This is a genomic window from Micromonospora sp. SD12, assembly GCF_052068495.1.
Taxonomy (GTDB): domain Bacteria; phylum Actinomycetota; class Actinomycetes; order Mycobacteriales; family Micromonosporaceae; genus Micromonospora; species Micromonospora echinofusca.
The window spans coordinates 457145-480030 of sequence record NZ_JBQHDF010000001.1 but is presented as its reverse complement, the minus strand read 5'-3'; the positions used below and the strand labels follow the sequence as shown (position 1 = coordinate 480030).

Below are 22886 nucleotides of genomic sequence, written 5' to 3'. Positions count from 1 at the left end.
TGGGGCGATCCTCGGAGTCGAGCCGAGGTTCAGGTCAAGCCGTCAGGTCCGCGCCGTCCACCAGTCCCCGGACGCGCAGCTCGGTGGCGACCGCCGGGGGGCAGTCGAGCACGACGGTGGCGGTGCCGACGGGCTCCGCCCCGCGCGCGGCGCAGATCTCGTAGAGCGCGCGGACCTGCGCCCCGGTGGCCACCCAGTCGTCCACCACCAGCACCCGGTCGCCCCGGCCGAGCCCGTGGTCGCGTACGGCCAGGTCGACCCGCCGGCCCCGGAAGTCCGGCGGGCTCTGTGCCCAGGTGAGCGGCCCGGCGGGCAGCCGCCCGTCGCCCGGCTTGTGCGCCGGTACGAAGCCGACCCCGAGCGCCGTCGCCGCGAGTGGGCCGAGCAGGTAGCCGGTGACCGCCGGCGAGACGACCACCGTGGGCCGGGCGGCCCGGAACGGCGCCACGAGGGCCGGTCCCAGCCGGGCGAGGACCTCCGCGTCCCGCCACCAGCCGGAGACGTCGCTGACCAGGTGGCTGGCGCCGGGGCCGGGGTCGATCCACCTGACCAGCGCGGCGAGGCGTCCGCTCAGCTCGGATGGCATGCACCCATCCTCCGCCACGGGAGCGACCCGGGCGCCCCGGCCCTCACCCCGCATCCGGCTCCAGGGCGCCGAGCCGCAGCCATACCCGGGCCGCCCGGGCCACCACGGGTCGGATGATCGGCTACACGTATCATTGCAATTCCGGCCATACCATCATGATCACGTTGACTTCGGAAGTGCTTCTCTCGTTACGGTCCGACCCGATTTGCTCGGAAGACGAAAGGACCGCACCGGTGACTGGCAGGCACTCCCGTACCCGCATGTTCTCCTCGCCGGCCGGCATCGCGGCCACCGCGGCGGTCGGAGTCGCCCTCGCCGTCGGTGGCACCGTCGGCGCCGTACAGCTGACCTCGGGCGCGCAGAGCGCCCGGCCGGCCGCCGTCGACCTCGCGCCCACCGGCCTGCCCACCGGCGCTCCCAGTTCGCCGGCGGTCGTGCCGAGCGCGAGCGCCTCACCGAGCGCCAGCGTGTCGCCGAGCGCGACCGCGAGCCCCAAGGCCAGCCGGTCCACCCAGGCACCGTCCCGGAGCAAGCCGCGTACCGCCGCGCCGAAGCCCACCGCGACGAAGAAGAGCAGCACCGCCCGCCCGGTCGTCGACAGCGGCTCGTGCGGCGCGTCCTTCTACTCCGAGGGGCAGCTCACCGCCAACGGTGAGAACTTCAACCCGTCGGCGCTGACCGCCGCCCACAAGACGCTGCCGTTCGACACGAGGGTCCGGGTGACCAACCCGGCGAACGGCAAGTCCGTGACCGTACGCATCAACGACCGTGGCCCGTTCATCGAGGGGCGCTGCCTGGACCTGTCCCGGGCCGCCTTCGCCGACATCGCCTCGCTCGACGCCGGCCACGTCGAGGTCCGCTACGAGGTGCTCGGCTGAGCAGGCGCCGGGTGGCGATCGGCACGCGCCGGGTGGCGATCGGCCCGCGGACACGATCCGGCCGGCCAGAAGATTCTCGGACGACGGGCCAGGTTCATTCACCCGCTCACGTCAATCAGGCATGCTGTCCCTCGTACGCACGCGACCCTTCCAGTCGGGCCCCGGCCCACTGAGCCCCGGATCCCGCGCCGGCCTCGGCGCGGCCTTCGTCCTGCTCGCGATCGTCTCGGCCGTGGAGCTGGCCGACGGCCGTCCGGCCAACTACATCGCGCTCATGGTGGCCGCGCCCTTCCTGACCGCGGCGCTGGCGTCGTGGCGGATCACGCTCGGCGTGGGCCTGGCCGCCACGGCCCTGGGGGCCGGCTTCGCCCTCTGGGAGGAGACCGTGGCGCTGCCCACCACGGTCGCCGTCGCGGGCATCGCGCTGGGCACCGCGATCGCGGTCGCCACGGCAGCCGTACGACAGCGGCAGGCCGAGCGGATCGCCGAGCTGTCCCGACTCGCCTCGGTCGCCCAGCAGGCCGTGCTGCGCCCGCTCGGCCCACAGGTCGGCTCGCTCTCGGTGGCCGCCCGCTACATCTCGTCCACCGCCACGGCCGAGATCGGCGGCGACCTGTACGAGGCGGTCGACACGCCGTACGGGGTGCGGATGATCATCGGCGACGTGCGGGGCAAGGGCCTCGACGCGGTGCGGCTCGCCAGCATCGTGCTGGGCTCGTACCGGCACGTGGCGTACGAGCGGGCGGACCTGCGGGCCGTCGTGACCGACCTGGACCGGGCGGTGGCCCGCAGCGTGGGCGACGAGGACTTCGTCACCGCCGCGCTGGTCGAGGAGCGGGGCGGCACGCTCACCATCGTCAACTGCGGCCACCCGCCGCCGCTGCTGCTGCGCCGGGGCGCCGTGATCCCGCTCGAACCGCCGGCCCCCGCCCCGCCGCTGGGCTTCATGCCGGTGGTGCGCCCCCGGGTCGAGCGGCTGGAGCCCGGCGACCGGCTGCTGCTCTTCACCGACGGCCTCGGCGAGGCGCGCCGGGACGGGGAGTTCTTCCCGACCGCCGACCGGGCCTGGCGGCTGCTCGGCCACGGTACCGTCGGCGACGGGCTCGCCTCACTGGAGACCGCCCTGGTCGAGTGGGTGCACGGCCGGCTCGACGACGACATCGCCCTGGTCCTGATGGAGTACACGGGCTCGCGTAGCGCCGCGACGGTGGCCGTGCCGAGCTGGGAGGTCGGCGCGGCCGAGAGCTGAGCCGACCGGCGCGGTGGGCGTCGTGCGGACCCCGCTCGGCTGCGTCATGCGGGCCCGCCGGGTGTGGGTACGCACGCCCGTTCGCAACCTGAACGGGAAGTGTGTAATCGCCGTCACTTCCGAGATCGGCTTGTCGCTGCCTACCCATCGGTAATACAGTCGGGGTTACTGATCGGTAACACCTGTCCGGAAGCGGGGCCAGCGAGCATGACCCACTACAAGAGCAACCTTCGGGACCTCGAGTTCAACCTCTTCGAGGTCTTCGGGGCGGACCAGGCGTTCAGCCAGGAGCCGTACACGGACCTGGACGTCGACACCGCGCGCGACATCCTCGCCGAGGTCGACCGCCTCGCCCGTGAGGATCTGGCTGCCAGCTACACGGACAGCGACCGCAACCCGCCGGTCTTCGACCCGGCCACGCACACCGCACCGCTGCCGGAGTCGTTCAAGAAGTCCTACCGCGCGTACATGAACTCCGAGTTCTGGCGGTTGGAGCTCCCGACCGAGCTGGACGGCAGCAACGCGCCCCGGGCGCTGGTGTGGTCCCTCGCCGAGCTGATCGTCGGCTCCAACGCCGCCGTGTGGATGTACGCCTCCGGCCCGTCCTTCGCGCACGTGTTGCAGGTCGAGGGCACGGAGCAGCAGAAGAAGTGGGCGAAGCTCTTCGTCGACAAGCAGTGGGGCTCCACGATGGTGCTCACCGAGCCGGACGCCGGCTCGGACGTGGGCGCCGGTCGGGCCCGCGCCATCCAGCAGTCCGACGGCTCCTGGCACATCGAGGGCGTGAAGCGCTTCATCACGTCCGCCGAGCACGACCTGAGCGACAACATCATCCACTACGTGCTGGCCCGTCCGGTCGGCGTCGAGGGTGTCGGCGGCCCGGGCACCAAGGGCCTGTCCCTCTTCGTGGTGCCGAAGTACCACTTCGACGAGAACACCGGCGAGCTGGGCGAGCGCAACGGCGTCTTCGCCACCAACGTCGAGCACAAGATGGGCCTGAAGGTCTCCAACACCTGCGAGGTGACCTTCGGCGAGCACGGCGTACCGGCCAAGGGCTGGCTGCTGGGCGAGAAGCACGAGGGCATCCGGCAGATGTTCATGATCATCGAGAGCGCCCGGATGATGGTCGGCACCAAGGCCATCGCCACCCTCTCGACCGGCTACCTGAACGCCCTCGAGTACGCCAAGAGCCGGGTGCAGGGCGCCGACCTCACCCAGATGGCGGACAAGACCGCGCCGCGCGTCACGATCACCCACCACCCGGACGTGCGCCGTTCGCTGATGCTGCAGAAGTCGTACGCCGAGGGCCTGCGCGCCCTGGTCTGCTACACCGCCACCTGGCAGGACAAGGTCGCCATCGCCGAGGCGGCGGGCGACGAGAAGGCGACCAAGCTCGCCAAGCGGGTCAACGACCTCCTCCTCCCGCTGGTCAAGGGCGTCGGTTCGGAGCGCGCGTACGAGCTGCTCGGCCACGAGTCGTTGCAGACCTTCGGCGGCTCCGGCTTCCTCCAGGACTACCCCCTGGAGCAGTACGTCCGGGACGCCAAGATCGACACCCTCTACGAGGGCACCACGGCGATCCAGAGCCTCGACCTCATCTTCCGGAAGATCGTCCGGGACAACGGCAAGGCCCTGATGGCGGTCGCCGGTGAGATCCAGGAGTTCATCGCCACCGAGGCCGGCAACGGCCAGCTCAAGGAGGAGCGGCAGGCGCTGGGCAAGGCGCTCGCCGAGATCCAGAACATGGTCGGCGTGATGACCGGCTGGCTGGGCGAGGCGCAGGGCGGCGACACCCGGGCGCTCTACAAGGTCGGCCTGAGCAGCCGCCGCTTCCTGCTGGCGATCGGCGACCTGGTCGTCGGCTGGCTGCTCCAGAAGCAGGCCGACGTGGCCCTGAAGGCGCTGGCCGGCGAGGTCTCGGCCGCCGACAAGGCGTTCTACACCGGCAAGGTGGCCGCCGCCCGGTTCTTCGCCCGCGAGGTGCTGCCCCGCATCGGTGCCGACCGGCGGATCATCGAGGGCACCGACCTGGACATCATGGACCTCCCGGAGGAGGCATTCTGAGGTACGCCGTAGCGCGCCTCGGCGCGGCGACGGAGCCAGCCGGGGCGACCCGGCGGTGACTCGACGATGATCGGCACGACGGCCGGTGGGCGACAGCCCGCCGGCCGTCGTCGTCCGTCCCTGAACCGGACGCAGCTCAGCCGCAGCGCCGGTGCAGGCTCGCCGCCTGCCCGCCTGCCCGCCTAGCAGGCTTGGCGGTATGCCGGCCTGGCGAGCCGAGGCGGTGCCGGACGTCGACCTCCCCCAACTCACCGGTGCAAGTGGCGAAGATCGCTCACGGAAAGTCACGTCAAGCAATCCCTCGACCCCATCCCTTCCCACGCTTTGCTCTGCAGCCACGGACGCACCGGGCACCCGGAGTTACCGGTGCGTCCGTGGCTGCAGAGCAAAGCGGCCGTATGGGTGTGGGCGGTGAAACGTGAATCGGGCTGTGGGTGGCCGCTAATGCAGCATTAAGGCTGATAGTCCGATTCGATGCATCAGAACTGTGTGACCGTCGGTAGTTGTGCCGCCCCCTCCGGGTGTGGTCACCGTGCGTAAGGGAAACGCGGGGGCGGCCGAGGCGAGGACGGCGGATGCGGTACCGCAGCGGGCGGGCCCTGCGGGTGCTATTCGCAGACCTCATCCGGGTAGCCGGGCGGTGTGGCGGGTAACCGTCGCGAGGCCACGTCAGAGAACGCCCAGAGCCACCGCACGGGGGAGTGCAGCGCACATGGGCATTGGTAGCGGAATCTTCCTGATCGCCATCGGCGCCATCCTGACCTTCGCCATCAGAGCCAACGTCTGGTGGGTCGACCTGCGCGCGGTCGGCTGGGTGTTCATCCTGGCCGGGCTGGGCGTCCTGCTCACCACGCTCTGGTTCTGGCAGGACCGCCGCAAGCGGGCGCGGACCCTCATCGTCGAGGAGAACCGGCTCTCGCACCCGACCGCGATGATGCCACCGCCGCCCGACCCGCCGCCGCCGACGGCGCCGCCGTCCTGACCCACCGCAGAGGGCACCCGCCGTCCTGACCCACGGTCGACTGCGCGGCCGTTCCTGACCGGCGTCGACTTCGCCGTCGGTCCTGCCCCACCGTCTACGGCCCGCGAGCCGGCCGGGCCGGTCCAGCCGGGTCCGCGGTCCAGCCGGTCCAGCCGGTCCAGCCGGTCCAGCCGGTCCAGCCGGGCCCGCGAGCCGGCCGGGCCGCGAGCCAGCGGACCGCGAGCGGCGAGCTGAGCCACCCGTCACGCGTCGGCGGGTGGCTCAGCCGCGTGCGGTGTGCCGGTCCGTGATCGGCGCCCGGTTCGGGGCGAGTTCCGGCCAGTCGACGTCGGGCCGGTGCACCACCACGTCGCTGGTGCGCATGCCGTCCTGGTCCGCCCGTTCGGGGTCGAGCAGCACCGAGAGTAGCGAGATGCCCGGGTTGTGTGCGATCAGCAGCACCGTACGGACGGTCGGGTCCACGGCCCGGAGCAGCGTGAGCAGATCCTCCGGGTGTGCCTCGTACGCCTCGGCCGTGTAGCGCACGACGGGGGCGGGACCGGCCGAACCGCCCTCCGGCGGAGATCCGGTCATTCCCATCGCCACGCCGTGCCAGGTCTCCCGGGTGCGCCGGGCGGTCGAGCAGACGACCACGTCCGGCAGCAGGTCGTGCTTGGCCAGCCACACCCCGGCGGCGGCCGCGTCGGCCTGGCCCCGCGCGGCCAGGGGACGCCGCGCGTCCGGCCCTTCCCCGGGTGGCTCGGCCTTGGCATGCCGGAGCAGCACCAGCGTGCGCCCCTGGGCGGAAGCGTCCGTCATGCTCTCAGCTTGCCCGATTGGCGATCAGAGCGCCTGGGTAAGTCGATGGATGCCGCAACCTCATCGATGGCCGCGGCGGAAGGAAACGCCAGGGGACAGCCGAGGAGGCGACGAGATGGGCTTTGGTGGCAGTATCTTCCTGATCGCGTTGGGTGCGATCTTCGCGTTCGCCGTGGAGGCGGATCTCGGCTGGCTCAACCTGGCCGTGGTCGGCTGGGTGCTGATGCTCGCCGGCGTGGCCGGCCTGCTGCTGACCCTCCACTTCTGGAACTCGCGCCGTCGGGCGGTGGTCGCCCCGGTGCGCGGTGAGCGGGTCGTCGCCGAGCAGGTCGTGCCGGTGCAGGACGACCGCGTGGTGGAGGAGTACCGCGAGGTGCGTCGACCGCGCCGCACCGTCTGAGATCCGCGACATCTTCTTCCGGGGGCTCCGCCGCAGGGCGGGGCCCCCGGTGCGTGTCGTCAGGCGAAGAGTGCGAAGTAGATGGCGATGTGGTGGCAGAGCGCCGCCAGCAGCGTGCAGGCGTGGAAGAACTCGTGGTGGCCGAAGACAGTGGGCCACGGGTTGGGTCGGCGGAGCGCGTAGAAGACCGCGCCCACGCTGTAGATGGCGCCACCCACGACGAGCAGCACCAGGGCGGTGACGCCACCCTGCTGCAGGATGTCGGGCAGCATCGCGACCGAGACCCAGCCGAGCGCCAGGTAGAGCGGCGCGGAGACCCAGCGCGGGGCGTGCGGCCAGACCAGCTTGAGCGCCACGCCGGCGAGTGCACCGCCCCAGACCAGCGCCAGCATGATCGCGGCCGGCCGGGGTTCCAGCAGCAGTACGCAGAACGGCGTGTAGGTGCCGGCGATGAACACGAAGATCATCGAATGGTCCATCCGGCGCATGATCTGGTAGCCGCGCTCGGACCACACCCGCCGGTGGTAGAGCGCGCTCGTGCCGAAGAGCCCGCACACCGTAAGGCTGTAGATGAGGCAGCTGACCAGCGGGGCCCAGCCGGGCCGGGTGGCGGCGACCGCGCTGAGCACGATGCCGCAGACGACGGCGACGAAGAACGCGTACGTGTGCAGCCAGCCGCGCATCCGGGGTTTACCGATGTCGACCGGCTTCAGTCGAAGCGGTGCGGAGGTGGTCACGCAACTAGGTTACGGCACCGTAGGTTACTTTCAAGTAGAGCGTTCGGTCACGTGGGACGGCGGTCGACCGTCCCTGGCGCCCCGCGCCCGTCGGGGAGTATGGCGGGATGCGGATCCGACCCGTCGGGGCGCACGCCCTGCTGATCGACTGTGCCGGCGCCGACCAGGTGGAGGCGTGGCGGGCCGAGCTGTGGCGGCGGCGCGAACGCGGCGAGCTGAGCGCCGTCGAGATCGTGCCGGCGGCCACCACCGTCCTGCTCGACGGCGTACCCGATCCGGCCACGACGGCCGCGCGGATCGCCGCCTGGCAGCCCCGGCCGGGCCCGCCCGAGGCACCCGGCCCGACGACCGCCGCAGCCGGCGACGGGCCGGTCGAGGTCCCGGTGACGTACGACGGGGAGGACCTGCCCCTCGTCGCCGGCCACTGGGGCGTGGACGTGCCGGGGGTGGTCGACCGGCTGCGGCGTACCCCCTTCCGGGTGGCCTTCTGCGGCTTCGCCCCCGGCTTCGCGTACCTGACCGGGCTCCCCGCCGAACTCGCGGTGCCCCGACTGCCCACCCCGCGCCCCCGGGTGCCGGCCGGCGCGGTCGCCCTGGCCGGCCCGTACGCCGGAATCTATCCGGCGGCCTCGCCCGGCGGCTGGCTGCTGGTCGGGCGCACCGGGATGGAACTCTTCGACGTGCACGCCGACCCGCCGGCCCGGCTCACCCCGGGCACCCGGGTACGCCTGGTGGCCACGTGACCCGCGCCGTCGAGGTGCTGCGCGCCGGGGCGCTGACCACCGTGCAGGACCTGGGGCGGGCCGGCTGGGCACACCTGGGCGTACCCCGGTCGGGCGCGCTCGACCCGACCGCGCTGCGGCTGGCCAACCGGCTCGTCGGCAACCCGGAGTCCGCCGCCGGCCTGGAGATCACGATGACCGGCTGCGACCTGCGGTTCCTCCGCGCGACGGCGGTCGCCGTGACCGGTGCCGACGCCGCCGTACGGATCGACGACCGCCCCGGCGACGTGGGCCGGCCGCTGGGGGTGCCGGCGGGTGCCGTGCTGCGGATCGGCCCGCCCCGCGAGGGCCTGCGCAACTGGCTGGCCGTCGGCGGCGGGATCGCCGTCGAGCCGGTGCTCGGCAGCCGCGCCACCGACACCCTCTCCGGGCTCGGCCCGCCCCCGCTGCGCGACGGCGACCGGTTGCCCCTCGGTACGCCGACCGGTCCGCCCGCCGGCGTGGACGCCACCGTCACCGCGCCCGTCCCGACCGAGCTGCGGCTGGCCCTGCGCCTCGGCCCACGCGACGACTGGTTCACCGCCACCGCGCTGGAGCGGCTGTTCGGCAGCGCGTACACGGTGAGCCCGGTGGGTAACCGGGTCGGCGCGCGCCTCACCGGCGCGGCGCTGCCCCGCGCGGTGGCCGGGGAACTGCCCAGCGAGGGCATCGTGCTCGGCGCGGTGCAGGTGCCGGCGGACGGTCAACCGCTGGTCTTCCTCGCCGACCATCCGACCACCGGCGGGTACCCCGTCGTCGGGGTGGTGGACGACGTGACCCCGCTCGCGCAGGCCCGGCCAGGGACTACGGTCAGGTTCCATGGACCTCAACGCTGACCTCGGCGAGGGATTCGGCATCTGGCAACTCGGCGACGACGCCGCGCTGCTGGACCTGATCACCTCCGCCAACGTGGCCTGCGGCTTCCACGCCGGCGACGCGTCCACCATGCGCCGGGTCTGTGAGGGCGCCGCCGCGCGCGGGGTGGCCGTCGGCGCCCAGGTCGGCTACCGGGACCTCGCCGGCTTCGGCCGGCGGCACATCGCGTACGCCTTCGCGGAGCTGCGCGACGAGGTCACCTACCAGCTCGGGGCCCTCGACGCGTTCTGCCGGCTGTTCCGCACCCGGGTCCGCTACCTGAAGCCGCACGGGGCGCTCTACCACGCCGCCGCCTGCGACGAGGCCCAGGCGGCGGCGCTGGTCGCGGCGGCCGGCGACTACGACGACCAGCTTCCGCTGCTCTGCCCGCCCGGCTCGGTCCTCGCCCAGCTCGCCGCCGGCGCCGGGCTGCGGGTGGTCGCCGAGGGCTTCGCCGACCGGGGCTACCTGCCCAACGGCTCGCTGGTGCCGCGCACCGCACCCGGGGCGCTGGTGACCGACCCGGAGGAGGTGGCCGCCCGGGCCGTACGGATGGCCGTCGAGCGGACCGTGGTCGCGGTCGACGGCAGCGTCGTCCCGTGCCCGGTCGAGTCGATCTGCCTGCACGGCGACACGCCCGGCGCGGTGCGCTGCGCCGAACTGGTGCGCGCCGCCCTGATCGACGCGGGGGTGACGCTCACTCCGTTCGCCTGAGCGGGGCCCCGTCCCGCGAAGGACGGGACCCGCCCGGCGTCGGGCCGTGGCCGGGCGTCAGGCGTCGTCCAGGCCGCGGAGCACCAGCGGGAGCCGTGCGGCGGCGCCCTCGACGACCCGGACCGGCACGCCCCAGTCCTGACGGGTCAGGTGGCAGGCCGCGTGCTCGACGTCCGCGTCGCAGGTCGCCGCCTGGGCGGTCACCTGGAGCACGCCTCCCGCCACCGTGCCGTCGACCACCAGCCGGCGGGACAGGTCGGTGCCGGTGCCCGCCCCCTCCACCAGCAGCTCCGGTGGCGACGCCGACACCACCAGCCGCGTCGACGGGCCGTACGTCTCGTCGAGCTTCTGCCCCGGCGCGGGAGTGAAGATCACGTCCAGGGTCACCTCGCCGGCCGCCACGTCGGTGGGCTTGCGTTCCGTGCGGTGCCGGGGGCCGTCGACGGTGCTGGCGCCGGCCGCCGAGAGCGCGCCCGGTGCCAGCCGGGTCAGCCGGTGCGCGGCGGACTCCACCACCAGCACCTCGCCGTCCGGGGTGAGCAGCAGGTCGCTCGGCTCGGCGAGCCCGTCGGCGACCGTCGAGACCCGGTCGCTCTCCGGGTCGAAGCGGCGGACCGCCCCGTTGTACGTGTCGGCGATCAGCACCGAGCCGTCCGGCAGCGCGCACACCCCCAGCGGATGCTGGAGCAGCGCCTCCGACGCCGGCCCGTCGACGTGCCCGAAGTCGAAGAGGCCCTGCCCGACGGCGGTGCCCATGACGTCGTTCTCGACGTACCGGATCGCGCTGGTCTCGCTGTCGGCCACCCAGAGCCGGGCGCCGTCGGCGGAGACGGAGAGGCCGGACGGCTGCGCCATCCACGCCTCCGCCCGCGGGCCGTCGCGCAGGGCCTCGACGGTGGTGCCCGCGTACATGCCGGCGGTGCGCTTCACCGGGTCGAACCACCACAGCTGGTGGATGCCGGCCATCGCGACGACGACCTTGTCGTCGTACCAGGCCAGGTCCCAGGGGGAGGAGAGGTCGACCGAGAGCGCGTCGTGCGAGTGGTCGTCGACCGTGGAACGCCACTGCCGGCCGGTGCCGGCGACGGTCACCACCTCACCGTCCGCCAGCCGTACGCCGCGCAGCAGGTGGTTGACGGTGTCGGCGACGACGAGGTCGTAGCCGGCGACCTCGGCGGTGTGCGGCGGCAGCAGGCACAGCCCCTGCGGCTCGGAGAAGGTGGCCGCCCCGGCGGGACCGTCGGCCCGGCCCCGGGTGCCCGCCCCGATGCGGCGGACCAGCGTCTCGCCGTCGGGCGCCAGCTCAGCCAGCGAGTGCCGGGCGGAGTCGGACACCAGCAGGTTGCCGCTCTCCAGCAGCACCGCCTTGCCCGGGAAGCGCAGCGTGGTATCCGGCTCGGCCGGCGGGACGTACGGGCCGTCGCCCCGGTGCAGGGTGCCCTTCGCCTCGTGGGTGGCGATCAGGTCGTCGACGAGGCGGGCGAGCCCTTCGGCGTGACCCTCGCCGGCCATGGTCGCCACCACGTAGCCCTCGGGGTCGATCACCGACAGGGTGGGCCAGGCGCGGGCCGCGTACTGCTGCCACATGTCCAGCTCGGGGTCGTCGAGCACGGGGTGGTGCACGCCGTACCGCTCCACGGCGGCGGCCAGCGCGTCCGGGTCCTTCTCGTGTTCGAACTTCGGCGAGTGCACGCCGATCACGACGAGCACGTCGCCGTACTTCTCCTCCAGCGGGCGCAGCTCGTCGAGCACGTGCAGGCAGTTGATACAGCAGAAGGTCCAGAAGTCAGCGATTACGATCTTGCCCCGCAGATCGGACAGCTTGAGCTCTCGTCCACCCGTGTTGAGCCACTGCCGGCCCCGCAGCTCGGGAGCACGTACGCGCGGTGTCGTTCCCATGGTTGTCAGCCTGCCATGTCGCGCTGGGCCGAGCCGGGCTCCGTGACCCGGACGACAGCGGCGAGCCTGAACTGAAGGATGTCTCGAAACTCGGTGAAGGCGTTGCCCGGCAACGCGGCCACCAGCAACACCCGATCGGGCGATTGCCCCTGTCGAACAGGCACTGGGTGCGGGACCTCCCATGGCGGCACCGTTAGAGGTCGAGCCGGATCTCCCGGATCGCCTGCCGAATCCGGAGGTTCCCGTCGGATGCTTCCAACCGTGCGAGCTCTCGCTGGAACTCTGGTGCCCTGGGCTCGAGGACGCCCAGGAGTTCCAACGCGCCGATCCTGGCTCCGACATGTGATGAACACAGCCAGGGGTAGTAGGCCGCCCGACCGCTGTGGATGACGGCCCGGGTCCGGGTGACGAACTCGGACAGGTGCGTGTCACCAGGGCGCAGGGGCTCGGGGTGGAATGGGCCGTCATCGCCGACACAGCTCAGCAGGAGGGCGAGCGCCTCGGCGGCCACCTCGGGCCTTTCACCGCGACACAGTTCGATCAGGAACGGAGCGGCCGGTTCGGCGGTGCGGTAGTACAGGCCGGAATGGCCGTGGATCAGGGCGCCCCTCAGCGCCTCGCCCCACTCGCGTGCCGCCTGGCCTTCCGCCGTCGCCAAGCCGCGGATCAGGTCTGGGATCTCACACGCGTCGCGTTCGGCGTCTCTGGGATTGCGCGGTCGAAACCTCGCCCAGCCAACCGAGCTCAGCCCCGCAAAGGGTTCCGGACGCGAGCCAGGCGGCGAAACAACCATCGAATCAGAGTACTGGGACCACGTGGGTCAAGGTGTAGCGCCTAGATGCCTGAACGAGGCTGCTCGGTGGTCGCCCGATGGACCCGTCGGCACCCGAGTTACGAGAGGTCCCTTAGCGGGCGCGTGCCCAGCCGGTGAAGCGCTCCGTCAGGTCCGCCGGCGGATTGCCGTGGTCCAACTCGGCGAGTTGCCCGGCGGCCTCCTCGCGCAGCCCCGCAAGGTGGACCATCAGCGCGTCGCGGTTCTCGCGGTACTTCGCGAGGAGGAGAAGCTTCGCCGTCGAGCAGGGCCACGCCACCCCGCAGGCGGCACAGCGCCAAGTGGGCCGGCTGGGGACGTGGGCGCGGACGTGGGCCATCAGCCCACCGCCAGGCGAGAGCGAGACGGTGGCCGGCGGGAGAGGGCGGGCCGGGCAGGCGCCGGCGCGGTGACGACCCACTCAAGGCCCTCGCGCAGGACGAACAGCTCGCGCTTCGCCACCGCACGGCCCTTGGCGTCGAGCTGGTAACCCTCGAACCAGAGCCAGCCGTACGGCGGGAAGCGGTCGGAAAGCTCACGGATGACGCGGACGCGCATCGGGACCACGAACTGAGGGGACGCGGCCCGGGTCAGGCTGAGGACCTCGCCGGCCCGCAGCATCCGTACGGGTGGCGGCGTCCGCGCGGTCACCAGCGGCTCCCGTTCCGCCGGGCCGACCAGCGCGACGCGGGAACGACGTCGCTCACGCGCCCGGGCCGTCCGCACGCGCCGCCGTTCGGAACGACGACGGCGGGGCCACGGCTTCCCGGGGCCCCGCCGTCGTCGTTGAAGCTACTGGCCTGCCGGCTTGAGGCAGAGCACCCGGTTGGTCCCGCCGCCCTGGAGCTCCACGTACGGCTGGGTCGGGTCGGCGCACTTGTCCTTCGCGTCCACCTTGGAGACCACGGTGAAGGCGCCCGCCTCGCCGCACTGCGCCGCCGCCGCGCTCTCGCCCGACTTCTTCACGCAGCTGCCGACCGCCGGGTCGAACGCCGGGGCCGGGTCGTCGCCGCCGACCTTGCCGAGCAGCATGAGCAGGCCCAGGGGTACCGCCAGGATGAGCACCGCCGCGACGAGCACCGCCGCGAGCACCCGGCCGTTGCGGACCTTGGGCGTGGGGGCCGGCTCGGCCTTCGGCTCCGCGATCGGCTTGAACGAGTCGAAGCGGTTCTGCTCCTGCTCCGGGCCGCCCTGGTCCCAGGGGCCGGGCTGCTGCGGGGGCGGCGGGAACGCGCCGCCCGACGTGGGCGCGGCGGTCGGGGCGGGCCCGTAGCCGGGTGCCGCGCCGCCGGCGGACGGCGTACCGAACGGGTCGGCGGGCCGGTCCGCGCTGTCGTGCGGCCGGACCCCGTTCACCGGCCGGTCACTGGCCGGCGGGTCGACGAAGGACGGCACGCCCGGCGGGAAGGCCGGGGGCGAGGCGGGCGCCATCGGTGCGACCGCGCCGAAGACGGCGGTCCCGCTCGGCGCCCGGTCGCGGTCGTCGAAGCGAGCCTCCGGACCCTGGTCGAACCGGTTGTCCGGACCCTGGTCGAACCGGTTGTCCTGGCCCTGGCCGAACTGCTCGTCCGGTCCCTGGCCGAAGCGGTTGTCCTGGCCCTGGCCGAAGCGCGGCTCGTCGAAGCGGGGATCCGGCCCCTGGCCGAAGCGCGGGTCCTGGTCGAACTGGGGGTCGGGCCCCTGCCCGAAGCGCGGCTCCGGTCCCTGGTTGAAGCTGGGCGCCGGCGGGTGGTCGGGCCGGTGCCCGCTTGGGGCGTCCTGCTCCGGCTCCTCCGCCGGCTCGGGGCGTGCCGGCCTGCCGTACACCCGGGGTTGCGGCGCCGGCGTGCCGACCGGCCGCAGGGCCTGGTCGGTGGGTGGCATGACCCGGCTGGCCAGCGGCACCGAGGCGCTCGCCGACACGCTGCCGGCCGCCGGGTCGGCAGCCTCCGGCGACGGTACGGAGGCCCGCCCGCCTGCCTCCGGCGAGGTACGGGGTGCGGGGACGACCGGGCCGGCGGGCGACTGCGGCTCGTCGTGCCGGGAGCCGGCCTGGGCCCAGCCCGGCTGCTCGTGCTCGTACGCCTGCGGGGTGCCGTCGCGGCCCGGCTGCTCGGGGGCGAACTGGGCCGGCGGGGCGTAGTCGGCGGGCGGCGCGGCGGCCAGGCTCGCGCCGGGCACCCGCTGCTCCTGCGGTGGCAGCGGCACGGCGTTGGCCGGCGAGATGCCGGGCCCCGGTGCGGGCTGGTAGATCGGCGGCTCCTCGGCCCGCTCCGGCTCCCAGCCGTTGCCGGCCTGGGCCGGTGCGGGCTCGCCCGTCTCCGCGCGACCCCACGCCTCGTCCGCCGACCAGGGCTCGACGTCCGGTACGGCCGGGCGCTCGCCGCTGGCACCCCGCTGCGGCAGGCTCTCGGGGGCGGAACCCCACGGCTGCTGCCCGCCGTCGCCGGGCATCGGGACGGAGGCGCGGCCGGGCGGGGTGGAGGCGGGCTGCGCGGCGCCCCAGCCGTTGGCGTCCCGGTCGTCGGGCTGCGGCGGGGGGACGGAGGCGGCACCCCGTGCGGAGCGCTCGTCCCGGGCCGACCACTCGTCGCCCTGGGGCTGGTCGTCGCGGGGCGCGGTCCAGTTCCCGTCCGGACGCTGCTCCGCACCGGCATCCCAGCCGGGCTGCTCGCCCTGCTGCTGCTCGGCGCCGTTCCAGCCGCCGGAGCGGTTGGGGTCGTCCTGCTGCGCTGCGGGGGGCCAGCTGCCGGCCGGGTCCTGAGGGGACTCGGCGTTCCGGCCGCCGGAGCGGGAGGGGTCGTCCTGGGCGGGCCAGGGCTGGGGGGCGGGTGCGGCCTGGGGGACCCGCGCGGCGCCACGGGCGGCGGGCTCGGGCTGGGCGGCCCAGGCGGGCGACGCCTGCCCGTCCTGCTGCTGGCCGCCGCCGGAGCGGTTGGGGTCGTCGTGCTGCTGGCCGGCTGCGTTCCAGCCGCCGGAGCGGTTGGGGTCGTCCTGCTGTGCGGCCCAGTCGGCCTGCGGGGGCCGGTCGTCCGGCGTGGCACCGTCGGCCCAGGCGCCGGGACGCGCCTGCTCGCCCTGCTGCTGCTCGGCGGCGTTCCAGCCGCCGGAGCGGGAGGGGTCGTCCTGGGCGGGCCAGGGCTGGGGGGCGGGTGTGGCCTGGGGGACCCGGGCGGCGCCGCGGGCGGCGGGCTCGGGCTGGGCCCAGGCGGGGGACGCCTGCTCGGCCGGCGCCCACGCGGGCTGCTCCGGGCCGGCGTGCGGCGGCTGTGGCGGCGGGGGCGGAGCGGCGGCGGCCCACGCCGGGCCGGACTGCTCCTGCGCGCCGGGCCACGCCGGCTGCGGCGATCCGCTGGGCGGCCCCCACTGGCCGGGCTGGGCCGGGTCGGTCTGCTGTGGTGCCTGGGCGGCCCACGCGGGGGCCTGCTGCTCACCCTGCGCGCCCCAGGCCGGCGGGTTCGGTCGGCCCGCCGGGGGCGGGGGCGCCCAGCCCAGGTCGGGGGCGCCGGCGCCGTAGCCGTTGTCCTGCTGTGCCGGGCGGTCGCCGTACGGCGCCGGTCCGCCGGCGCCCGGCGACACCTCGTCCGGCTGCTGGCCGGGGTGGTGCGTGCCCTCGGACGTCATGCGTGCGCCTCCTCCATCACCTGTCGGCCGCCGCTGCCGATCGGTCTTCTCGGCAGGGTGGCCGGCGTCGCCGGTGTACCGGCCGTGCCGGCTCCCCGCACCGTATCGGGTGACCACCCGAGGGCGTCCGGGGAGCACGGCCGTCACTCCCCGTGGCCGGACGGTGTCGAGCGGCTTCTATCGACTCGACTGCTCCGGGTCGGCGGGCGACGACCGAAGCCCACCGTACCGGGCGCTGGGGCGAGGTGGAATCCCGGTGCCAACCGCTGCGAAACGCCGATGACCCGCCCGGGGGGACCGGGCGGGTCATCGATCTGGAGGAGGTGAGGAAGGTTCCGGGCGTCAGCTCATGTGACGCTGGGCGATGGCGAGGATCTCTTCGCGGACCGCGGGCGAGTTCGCGGAGCGCAGCGCGTGCTCGATGGCACGGGCGCGGCGGTTGGCGTCGCGGCGGTTACGGATTCGCTCGATCATGCTCACGGGTCTCTCCTCCTGGCTATTCGGTTGTCAGCCCTTGATGTCTCCATTGAACCCCAAGATGGCGCCAACTTCCATCGATTGTTAGGTGAGCTGGGACACGGGCCGAATAATCGAAGGTGTGGAGGGGCTGTGACCGACGCATTCCTCTGTCCCTGGAGTCGGTCCGATGCCCGGCGTGAGCACGCCCCCAAACGGACACGGCCGGTGTGCCGGGCGTCAACCCGTCGCACACCGGCCGTTCGGCTGGCGTCAGGACCCTCAGGTCCAGGCGAGCAGCGCCGCCTCCGGATCGGCCAGGAACTCCCCGATGTCGCGCAGGAACTTCGAGCCCAGCTCACCGTCGATGATGCGGTGGTCGAAGGAGAGGCCCAGCGTGGTGACCTGGCGCGGCTTCACCTTGCCCTTGTGCACCCAGGGCATCTCGCGGACCGCGCCGAAGGCCAGGATCGCCGACTCGCCCGGAGGCAGGATCGGCGTACCGGTGTCCACTCCGAACACGCCGACGTTGGTGATCGTCAGCGTGCCGCCGGACATGTCGGCCGGCGAGGTCTTCCCGGTCTTGGCTGTCTGCACCAGGTCGGTCATCGCGTCCGCCAGTTCACGCAGCGAGAGCCGGCCGGCGTCCTTGATGTTCGGCACGATCAGCCCGCGCTCGGTGGCCGCCGCGATGCCCAGGTTGACGTAGTCCTTGACGACGATCTCGTCGCCGGCCCAGGTCGAGTTGACCATCGGGTGACGCTTGACCGCCAGCAGCACCGCCTTGGCCACCAGCAGCAGCGGCGAGACCCGTACGTCGCGCCACTCCCGCCGGTTGCGGAGCCGGTCCAGGGCCTTCATCGCCCGGGTCACGTCGACGGTGAGGAACTCCGTGACGTGCGGAGCGGTGAACGCCGAGCGGGACATGTTCTCGGCGGTGAGCTTGCGTACCCCCTTGACGGGGATGCGCTGCTCGCGGTCCGCGCCGAAGCTCGCGGCCGCCGTGGCCGGCGCCGACACCGCGAGCGGCTCGGCCGCCGTCGCGGCCGCGCTCGCCGCCCGCTGTACGTCCTCCCGGGTGATCGAGCCAAGCGGCCCCGACCCGGTCAGCGTGGACAGGTCGACGCCGAGATCCTTGGCGAGCTTGCGTACCGGCGGCTTGGCCAGCACGGGCCCACCGGACGGTCCGTGACCGTTCGACGGCGCGGTGACCACCGGGGCCGGCTGCGTCGGTGCGACCGGCGTCGCAGCCTGGGCCGGCACCGGTGTGTCGCCCCTGCGGGGGCGGCGCTTGGCCGCCGCGGTGCGCGGGCCGTAGCCCACCAGCACGGCGGTACGGCCGCCCGGGGCGGGACCGCCGATCAGGCCCGGCTCGACCGCGCCCTCGGCCGGCGCCACCTCGACCGCGGCCAGCGACGCCGCCGACGGGGTGGGCAGGGCGGAGGCCGGCGCACCGGTCGTCGACTCCTCGATCGGCCCGGCGCCCGGGTCGGTGTCGATCGCGATGATCGGCGTACCGACCTCGACCGTGCTCCCCTCCGGGTGGAAGATCGCCTGCACCTGGCCGGCCCACTTCGCCGGGATCTCGACGGCCGCCTTGGCCGTCTCCACCTCGACGATCGGCTGGTTCAGCTCGATCACGTCGCCGACCTTGACGAGCCACGCGAGGATCTCGCCCTCGGTCAGGCCCTCGCCCAGGTCGGGCAGGTTGAACTCCTTGATCCGTGACATGCCGCTCACCAGCCGAAGGTGCGGTCGACGGCGTCGAGCACCCGGTCGAGGTCGGGCAGGTACTCCTCCTCCACCCGGGCGGCCGGGTAGGGGGTGTCGAAGCCGGTCACCCGCAGCACCGGGGACTCCAGGGAGTAGAAGCACTCCTCGGTGATCCGGGCGGCGATCTCGGAGCCCAGGCCCAGGTTGCCCGGGGCCTCGTGCACGACCACGCAGCGACCGGTGCGCTTCACCGACTCGTACGCGGCGGCCAGGTCCAGCGGGGAGATCGAGCGCAGGTCGATGACCTCCAGATCCCGGCCGTCCTCGGCGGCGGCGGTCGCCGCGTCCAGGCAGGTCCGCACCATCGGCCCGTACGCCAGCACCGTGGCGTCCGTGCCGGTCCGCACGACCCGGGACGAGTGCAGCGGGTACGCCCCCGAGAGCGGGGCGTCCAGCTCGACCGGGCCCTTCTCCCAGTAGCGCCGCTTCGGTTCCAGGAAGACGATCGGGTCGTCCGACGCGATGGCCTGCTGGATCATCGTGTACGCGTCCTGCGGGTTGGCGCAGGACACCACCTTCAGGCCGGCGGTGTGGGCGAAGTATGCCTCCGGCGACTCCGAGTGGTGCTCGACCGCGCCGATGCCGCCGCCGAACGGGATCCGGATGACCATCGGGATCCGCACCTTGCCCTGCGAGCGGTAGTGCATCTTCGCCACCTGCGACACGATCTGGTCGTACGCGGGGTAGACGAAGCCGTCGAACTGGATCTCGCAGACCGGCCGGAAGCCCCGGATGGCCAGGCCGACCGCGGTGCCGATGATGCCGGACTCGGCGAGCGGCGTGTCGATCACCCGCTGGTCGCCGAAGTCCTTCTGGAGGCCGTCGGTGATCCGGAAGACGCCGCCGAGCTTGCCGACGTCCTCGCCCATGATGACGACCTTCGGGTCGTTCTCCAGGGCCCTGCGCAGACCGGTGTTGAGGGCCTTGCCGAGGGTGAGCGTCTCCGTGGCCATCAGTGGGCGCTCCCCTCGAACGACTCCATGTACTTCGTGAACTGCGCCCGCTGCTCGTCGAGCTCGGGGGACCCGTTGGGGTAGACGTGGTCGAACATCGTCACCGGATCGGGGTTGGGCATGGCGAGCACCCGTTCGCGCAGGTGCACCGACTCGGTGCGGGCCTGCTCGTCGACGGCGGCGAAGAAGTCCGCGTCGGCGATCTGCTGCTTCTCCAGGAACGCCTTCATCCGGGCGATCGGGTCCTTCGCCTGCCAGGCCTCGACCTCGCTGGCGATCCGGTAGCGGGTCGGGTCGTCGGAGGTGGTGTGCGCGCCCATCCGGTAGGTGTAGGCCTCGATCAGGCTGGGGCCCTGGCCGAGCCGGGCGTTGTCCAGCGCGTGCCGGGTCACCGCGTACGACGCGAGGACGTCGTTGCCGTCCACCCGCACACCGGGGAAGCCGAAGCCGCCCGCCCGCTGGTAGAGCGGCACGCGGGTCTGCCGCTCCAGCGGCTCGGAGATGGCGTACTGGTTGTTCTGGCAGAAGAACACCAGCGGGGCGTTGAAGACGCTGGCCCAGACGAACGCCTCGTTGACGTCGCCCTGGCTGGTGGCGCCGTCGCCGAAGTAGGCGATCACCGCCTCGCCGTCCTCGGTGCCGGTCTTGCCGTCCATGTGGACGCCCATGGCGTACCCGGTCGCGTGCAGGGTCTGCGCCCCGATCACGATCGTGTACATGTTGAACTTGAACTCGTTCGGGTCCCAGCCGCCCTGGTCGACGCCCCGGAACAGGCCGAGCGGCATGATCGGGTCGATGCCCCGGCAGTAGAGGACGCCGTGCTCCCGGTAGGTCGGGAAGGCCATGTCCTGCGTACGCAGCGCGCGTCCCGAGCCCACCTGCGCGGCCTCCTGGCCCAGCAGGCTGGCCCACAGGCCCAGCTCGCCCTGGCGCTGCAACGCGGTGGCCTCGGCGTCGAGCTTGCGGACCAGCACGAGGTCGCGGTAGAGCCCGCGGTACTCCTCGTCGGTGAAGTCGACGCGGTACTCGGTCCCGTCCGGGCCGGTCGCGCTCTCGATCCGCTCACCCTCCGGGGTGAGCAGCTGCACCAGCTGCGGGTCGCCGGTCGCACCCTTTCTGGACCGGGGTGCGGCCCGTCGGCCGCGACTGGAGACCCCGGGGTCGCCCTTTGCCATCCGTCTCTCCCTGTCTGTCTGCGTCGGCACCGGGGGGTCACCCGGCCGCGCAACTCGTGCGCCTGCCCGGCTGGTGCCGGACGGGTTCCTGGCGGCCGCGCCTAGCCCCGGTGGGGGTTGCCGCGCGGCGTGAGCCGGATTCTGGCCGAACCCGGTTCGGGAGCGCCGGCGCCCAGCCGCGCCTGCCGCGTGGGTGCGCGGAGGTCGTGGCTGCGTTGCCGTCGTGGTCCATATTCGCATCACACGTGAGCGCGCCCACAGTGCGGCTTCCCCCGGCAGGGGCGGCGGCCCGCTTCGTCGCACGAAGTGCCCGGTGTCCGTTGCATCGACGCCCGGCCGATCCGGCGGTGGTTCGTCACCGTTCGGCCATATACGCGTGTCGACACGCTGTGCAGGGTTGGCTGACCCAGCGTCACTGGTCCAGGCTGTTTGGCACGGGATCGTCCGCGTCGGGCGGTTTGCCGCTCCCGCGCGTCGGGGCGGCGCCCCGGACGGTCGGGGCGGTCCCCGTACGACCCGTCCGCCGCCGGAGCGACGAGGAGGAGTGCGTGGTGTCCGAGCCAGGTCGAGATCCCGCCACTCCCTTCCTCGGCCGGCACCGTGCCGCCGGCGGCTACCGCCGCCTGGTCGGCGCGCACCGGGCGCCCGGCCAGGGCGGACCGTCCCGGGGCTACCTGTTCACGGTGGCGCTGCTCGCCGGCACGGCGTCGATGCCGATCCTGGCGGCGATCAGCACCGGCTCCGCCACCGTCGGCAGCACCGCCCTGCCGGACACCAGCACCCCGTTCCTGCCGACCCCCTCGATCGGCCCGGTGGTCATCCCGGTGCCGGCGACGGGTCAGCCCCCGGCCGCCCCGTCGACCCCGTCCCCCGCCGTGCCCGCCCCGGGCGACTGGCGGACCGTCGTGCCCTTCCCGCGTACGCCGATCGTCGCCGCGCCGGCCCCGCCCCCGGCGCAGCGCCCAAAGCCCCCGCCGCCGTCCCGGCCCGGCGGGCGACCGGTCCCGCGGCCCCCGGCGAGCCCGTCCCCGAAGCCCTCCCCGTCGCCGAGTCCGTCGCCGTCGCCGAGCCCGAGCCCGAGTCCGGCGCCCACGCCGACCGCCGAGCCGACCTCGGTGGAGCCGACGAGCAGCCTCTCGCTACCGCCGCCCGGGCCCACGGCGACGCCCGCGCCCCCGTCACCGGACGGTCCGACCGCCAGCGCGACCGTCGGCCCCGGCCCGACCGCCGCTCCCGGCTCCACCGCCGGTCCCCGCCCGACCGCCGCCGACGGCCCGCAGGCCGGCTCCGGCTCGACGGGCGCTCCCGGCCGGCGCGTCGACCTCGGCCCGACCGGCGGGGTCGGCTCGACCGGCGGTGCCAGCCGCGTCGTCGACCCGGCCTGACCGGCGGTACCGCCGGGACCGGGCACCGGGACGGTTCGTCGCGGGTACCGTGACGTCGACGGCACGTGATCCACGACGGGGCCCGGTCCCGCCGGCGCGCCGGATGCGGACGGGGACGGTCCCGGGCGGCGGCCCGGGGCGGAGCAGAGGCGGGACGCTGAGCGGATCGGGCGGTTCGGACGCGGGGCCCCAGACCCGGCAGACCGCCGTGCCCCGGCCCGGCCCGACCCTCCGGCTCGCCCGGTTCGTCACCGAGATGACCGCGCCCGCCGTGCTGGTCTCGGCGCTGACGCTGGCGGTCGGCTGGCACAGCACCCGGGGCGCGCACGGCCTGGCCTGGGGACTACTGGCCACGCTCTTCGTCAGTGGCATCCCGTTCGCGTACATCCTCGGCGGGGTGCGTCGGGGCCGGCTGACCGACCACCACGTGGGGGTACGGGAGCAGCGTCGGGTCCCGCTGCTGTTCGGGCTCTGCTCGGTCGCCGCCGGACTGGCCCTGCTCGCGGTGCTCGGCGCGCCGCGCCCGGTGCTGGCCCTGGCCGCCGCCGGGCTCGTGGGCCTGGTGGTCGCCGTGACGGTCAGCCACTGGTGGAAGATGTCGATCCACTCGGCGGTGGCCGCCGGCGCCCTGGTCGTACTGGTGGTCACGTTCGGTGCCGGGTCGCTGGCGGCGTCACCGCTGCTCGTGCTGGTCGGCTGGTCCCGGGTCCGCCTGCGCGACCACACGGTGCCCCAGGTGCTCGCGGGCCTGGCCCTGGGCGCCCTGGTGGCCGCCCTGACCTTCGCCCCCCTCCGCTGACGGAACCG

22 protein-coding genes are annotated in these 22886 nt (G+C 73.8%); 10 read left to right on the top strand and 12 right to left on the bottom strand.

Translation table 11 applies throughout. The features are described 5' to 3' along the window. Positions 1-34 precede the first annotated feature (34 nt). The gene (locus ACTMS2_RS02240) at positions 35-586 is read right to left on the bottom strand and encodes a phosphoribosyltransferase family protein (protein WP_441173813.1); all 552 of its coding nucleotides are present in this window, start codon (positions 584-586) and stop codon (positions 35-37) included. A gap of 233 nt (positions 587-819) precedes the next feature. Between ACTMS2_RS02240 and ACTMS2_RS02235 the strand changes: the two genes are divergently transcribed. The 4 genes from ACTMS2_RS02235 (at position 820) to ACTMS2_RS02220 (ending at position 5759) form a co-directional block, all read left to right on the top strand. Then, a complete protein-coding gene (locus tag ACTMS2_RS02235) occupies positions 820-1464 on the top strand; it encodes a septal ring lytic transglycosylase RlpA family protein (RefSeq protein ID WP_441173812.1) in 645 nt (214 codons plus the stop codon). A gap of 121 nt (positions 1465-1585) precedes the next feature. After that, entirely contained in the window at positions 1586-2713 is a 1128-nt protein-coding gene (locus tag ACTMS2_RS02230) for a PP2C family protein-serine/threonine phosphatase (protein ID WP_363892184.1), read from the top strand. Positions 2714-2920: 207 nt separating this feature from the next. After that, entirely contained in the window at positions 2921-4777 is a 1857-nt protein-coding gene (locus tag ACTMS2_RS02225; protein ID WP_441173811.1) for an acyl-CoA dehydrogenase, read from the top strand. A 712-nt stretch (positions 4778-5489) separates the two neighbouring features. Beyond that, complete coding sequence (locus ACTMS2_RS02220) at positions 5490-5759, top strand: DUF6458 family protein (RefSeq protein ID WP_013730795.1); 270 nt, start codon at positions 5490-5492, stop codon at positions 5757-5759. Between the two features lie 261 nt (positions 5760-6020). On the opposite strand, the gene ACTMS2_RS02215 is transcribed toward ACTMS2_RS02220, so the two are convergent. Next, entirely contained in the window at positions 6021-6557 is a 537-nt protein-coding gene (locus tag ACTMS2_RS02215; protein WP_441173810.1) for a SixA phosphatase family protein, read from the bottom strand. Positions 6558-6672: 115 nt separating this feature from the next. Between ACTMS2_RS02215 and ACTMS2_RS02210 the strand changes: the two genes are divergently transcribed. Continuing rightward, positions 6673-6957: a DUF6458 family protein gene (locus ACTMS2_RS02210; protein ID WP_089002696.1), complete on the top strand. Its 285-nt coding sequence runs from the start codon at positions 6673-6675 to the stop codon at positions 6955-6957. A 59-nt stretch (positions 6958-7016) separates the two neighbouring features. Here ACTMS2_RS02210 and trhA read toward each other — a convergent pair whose 3' ends face one another. After that, a complete protein-coding gene (gene trhA / locus ACTMS2_RS02205; protein ID WP_441173809.1) occupies positions 7017-7694 on the bottom strand; it encodes a PAQR family membrane homeostasis protein TrhA in 678 nt (225 codons plus the stop codon). A gap of 107 nt (positions 7695-7801) precedes the next feature. Here trhA and ACTMS2_RS02200 point away from each other — a divergent pair, with 107 nt between their 5' ends. Genes ACTMS2_RS02200 through ACTMS2_RS02190 form a run of 3 tightly spaced genes read left to right on the top strand, consistent with a single transcriptional unit; the run spans position 7802 to position 10024 of the window. Beyond that, positions 7802-8437, top strand: coding sequence for a 5-oxoprolinase subunit B family protein (locus tag ACTMS2_RS02200; RefSeq protein ID WP_441173807.1), 636 nt, complete (start codon positions 7802-7804; stop codon positions 8435-8437). After that, positions 8335-9291 (top strand): biotin-dependent carboxyltransferase family protein, encoded by a 957-nt coding sequence (locus ACTMS2_RS02195; RefSeq protein ID WP_441174086.1) that lies wholly within the window; start codon positions 8335-8337, stop codon positions 9289-9291. The genes ACTMS2_RS02200 and ACTMS2_RS02195 overlap by 103 nt, the downstream gene beginning before the upstream one ends. Then, entirely contained in the window at positions 9275-10024 is a 750-nt protein-coding gene (locus ACTMS2_RS02190; protein ID WP_441173805.1) for a LamB/YcsF family protein, read from the top strand. Before ACTMS2_RS02195 ends, ACTMS2_RS02190 begins: the two co-directional genes overlap by 17 nt. 57 nt (positions 10025-10081) lie before the next feature. Here ACTMS2_RS02190 and ACTMS2_RS02185 read toward each other — a convergent pair whose 3' ends face one another. From ACTMS2_RS02185 to pdhA, 9 genes are all read right to left on the bottom strand, one after another. After that, positions 10082-11923 carry an NHL domain-containing thioredoxin family protein gene (locus tag ACTMS2_RS02185; RefSeq protein WP_441173803.1) on the bottom strand — a complete coding sequence of 614 codons (1842 nt, stop codon included), beginning with the start codon at positions 11921-11923 and terminating at the stop codon, positions 10082-10084. A 193-nt stretch (positions 11924-12116) separates the two neighbouring features. Then, the gene (locus ACTMS2_RS02180; protein ID WP_441173801.1) at positions 12117-12716 is read right to left on the bottom strand and encodes a hypothetical protein; all 600 of its coding nucleotides are present in this window, start codon (positions 12714-12716) and stop codon (positions 12117-12119) included. A 112-nt stretch (positions 12717-12828) separates the two neighbouring features. Further along, on the bottom strand, positions 12829-13074 hold the full coding sequence (locus ACTMS2_RS02175; RefSeq protein WP_441173799.1) for a flavin reductase: 246 nt from the start codon (positions 13072-13074) through the stop codon (positions 12829-12831). Next, positions 13074-13385 carry a hypothetical protein gene (locus tag ACTMS2_RS02170; protein ID WP_308220822.1) on the bottom strand — a complete coding sequence of 104 codons (312 nt, stop codon included), beginning with the start codon at positions 13383-13385 and terminating at the stop codon, positions 13074-13076. The genes ACTMS2_RS02175 and ACTMS2_RS02170 overlap by 1 nt, the downstream gene beginning before the upstream one ends. A gap of 141 nt (positions 13386-13526) precedes the next feature. Then, the gene (locus ACTMS2_RS02165) at positions 13527-16337 is read right to left on the bottom strand and encodes an LppU/SCO3897 family protein (RefSeq protein ID WP_441173797.1); all 2811 of its coding nucleotides are present in this window, start codon (positions 16335-16337) and stop codon (positions 13527-13529) included. 342 nt (positions 16338-16679) lie between these two features. Beyond that, complete coding sequence (locus ACTMS2_RS02160) at positions 16680-16817, bottom strand: hypothetical protein (RefSeq protein ID WP_165947779.1); 138 nt, start codon at positions 16815-16817, stop codon at positions 16680-16682. A gap of 258 nt (positions 16818-17075) precedes the next feature. Beyond that, the gene (locus ACTMS2_RS02155) at positions 17076-18524 is read right to left on the bottom strand and encodes a dihydrolipoamide acetyltransferase family protein (protein ID WP_441174085.1); all 1449 of its coding nucleotides are present in this window, start codon (positions 18522-18524) and stop codon (positions 17076-17078) included. 5 nt (positions 18525-18529) lie between these two features. After that, entirely contained in the window at positions 18530-19519 is a 990-nt protein-coding gene (locus ACTMS2_RS02150) for an alpha-ketoacid dehydrogenase subunit beta (RefSeq protein ID WP_441173795.1), read from the bottom strand. Further along, complete coding sequence (pdhA, locus tag ACTMS2_RS02145) at positions 19519-20694, bottom strand: pyruvate dehydrogenase (acetyl-transferring) E1 component subunit alpha (protein WP_089002685.1); 1176 nt, start codon at positions 20692-20694, stop codon at positions 19519-19521. The genes ACTMS2_RS02150 and pdhA overlap by 1 nt, the downstream gene beginning before the upstream one ends. Positions 20695-21245: 551 nt before the next feature. Here pdhA and ACTMS2_RS02140 point away from each other — a divergent pair. Further along, the gene (locus ACTMS2_RS02140; protein ID WP_441173794.1) at positions 21246-22079 is read left to right on the top strand and encodes a hypothetical protein; all 834 of its coding nucleotides are present in this window, start codon (positions 21246-21248) and stop codon (positions 22077-22079) included. Between the two features lie 208 nt (positions 22080-22287). After that, the gene (locus ACTMS2_RS02135) at positions 22288-22878 is read left to right on the top strand and encodes a phosphatase PAP2 family protein (protein ID WP_441173793.1); all 591 of its coding nucleotides are present in this window, start codon (positions 22288-22290) and stop codon (positions 22876-22878) included. The last annotated feature ends 8 nt before the right edge of the window (positions 22879-22886 follow it).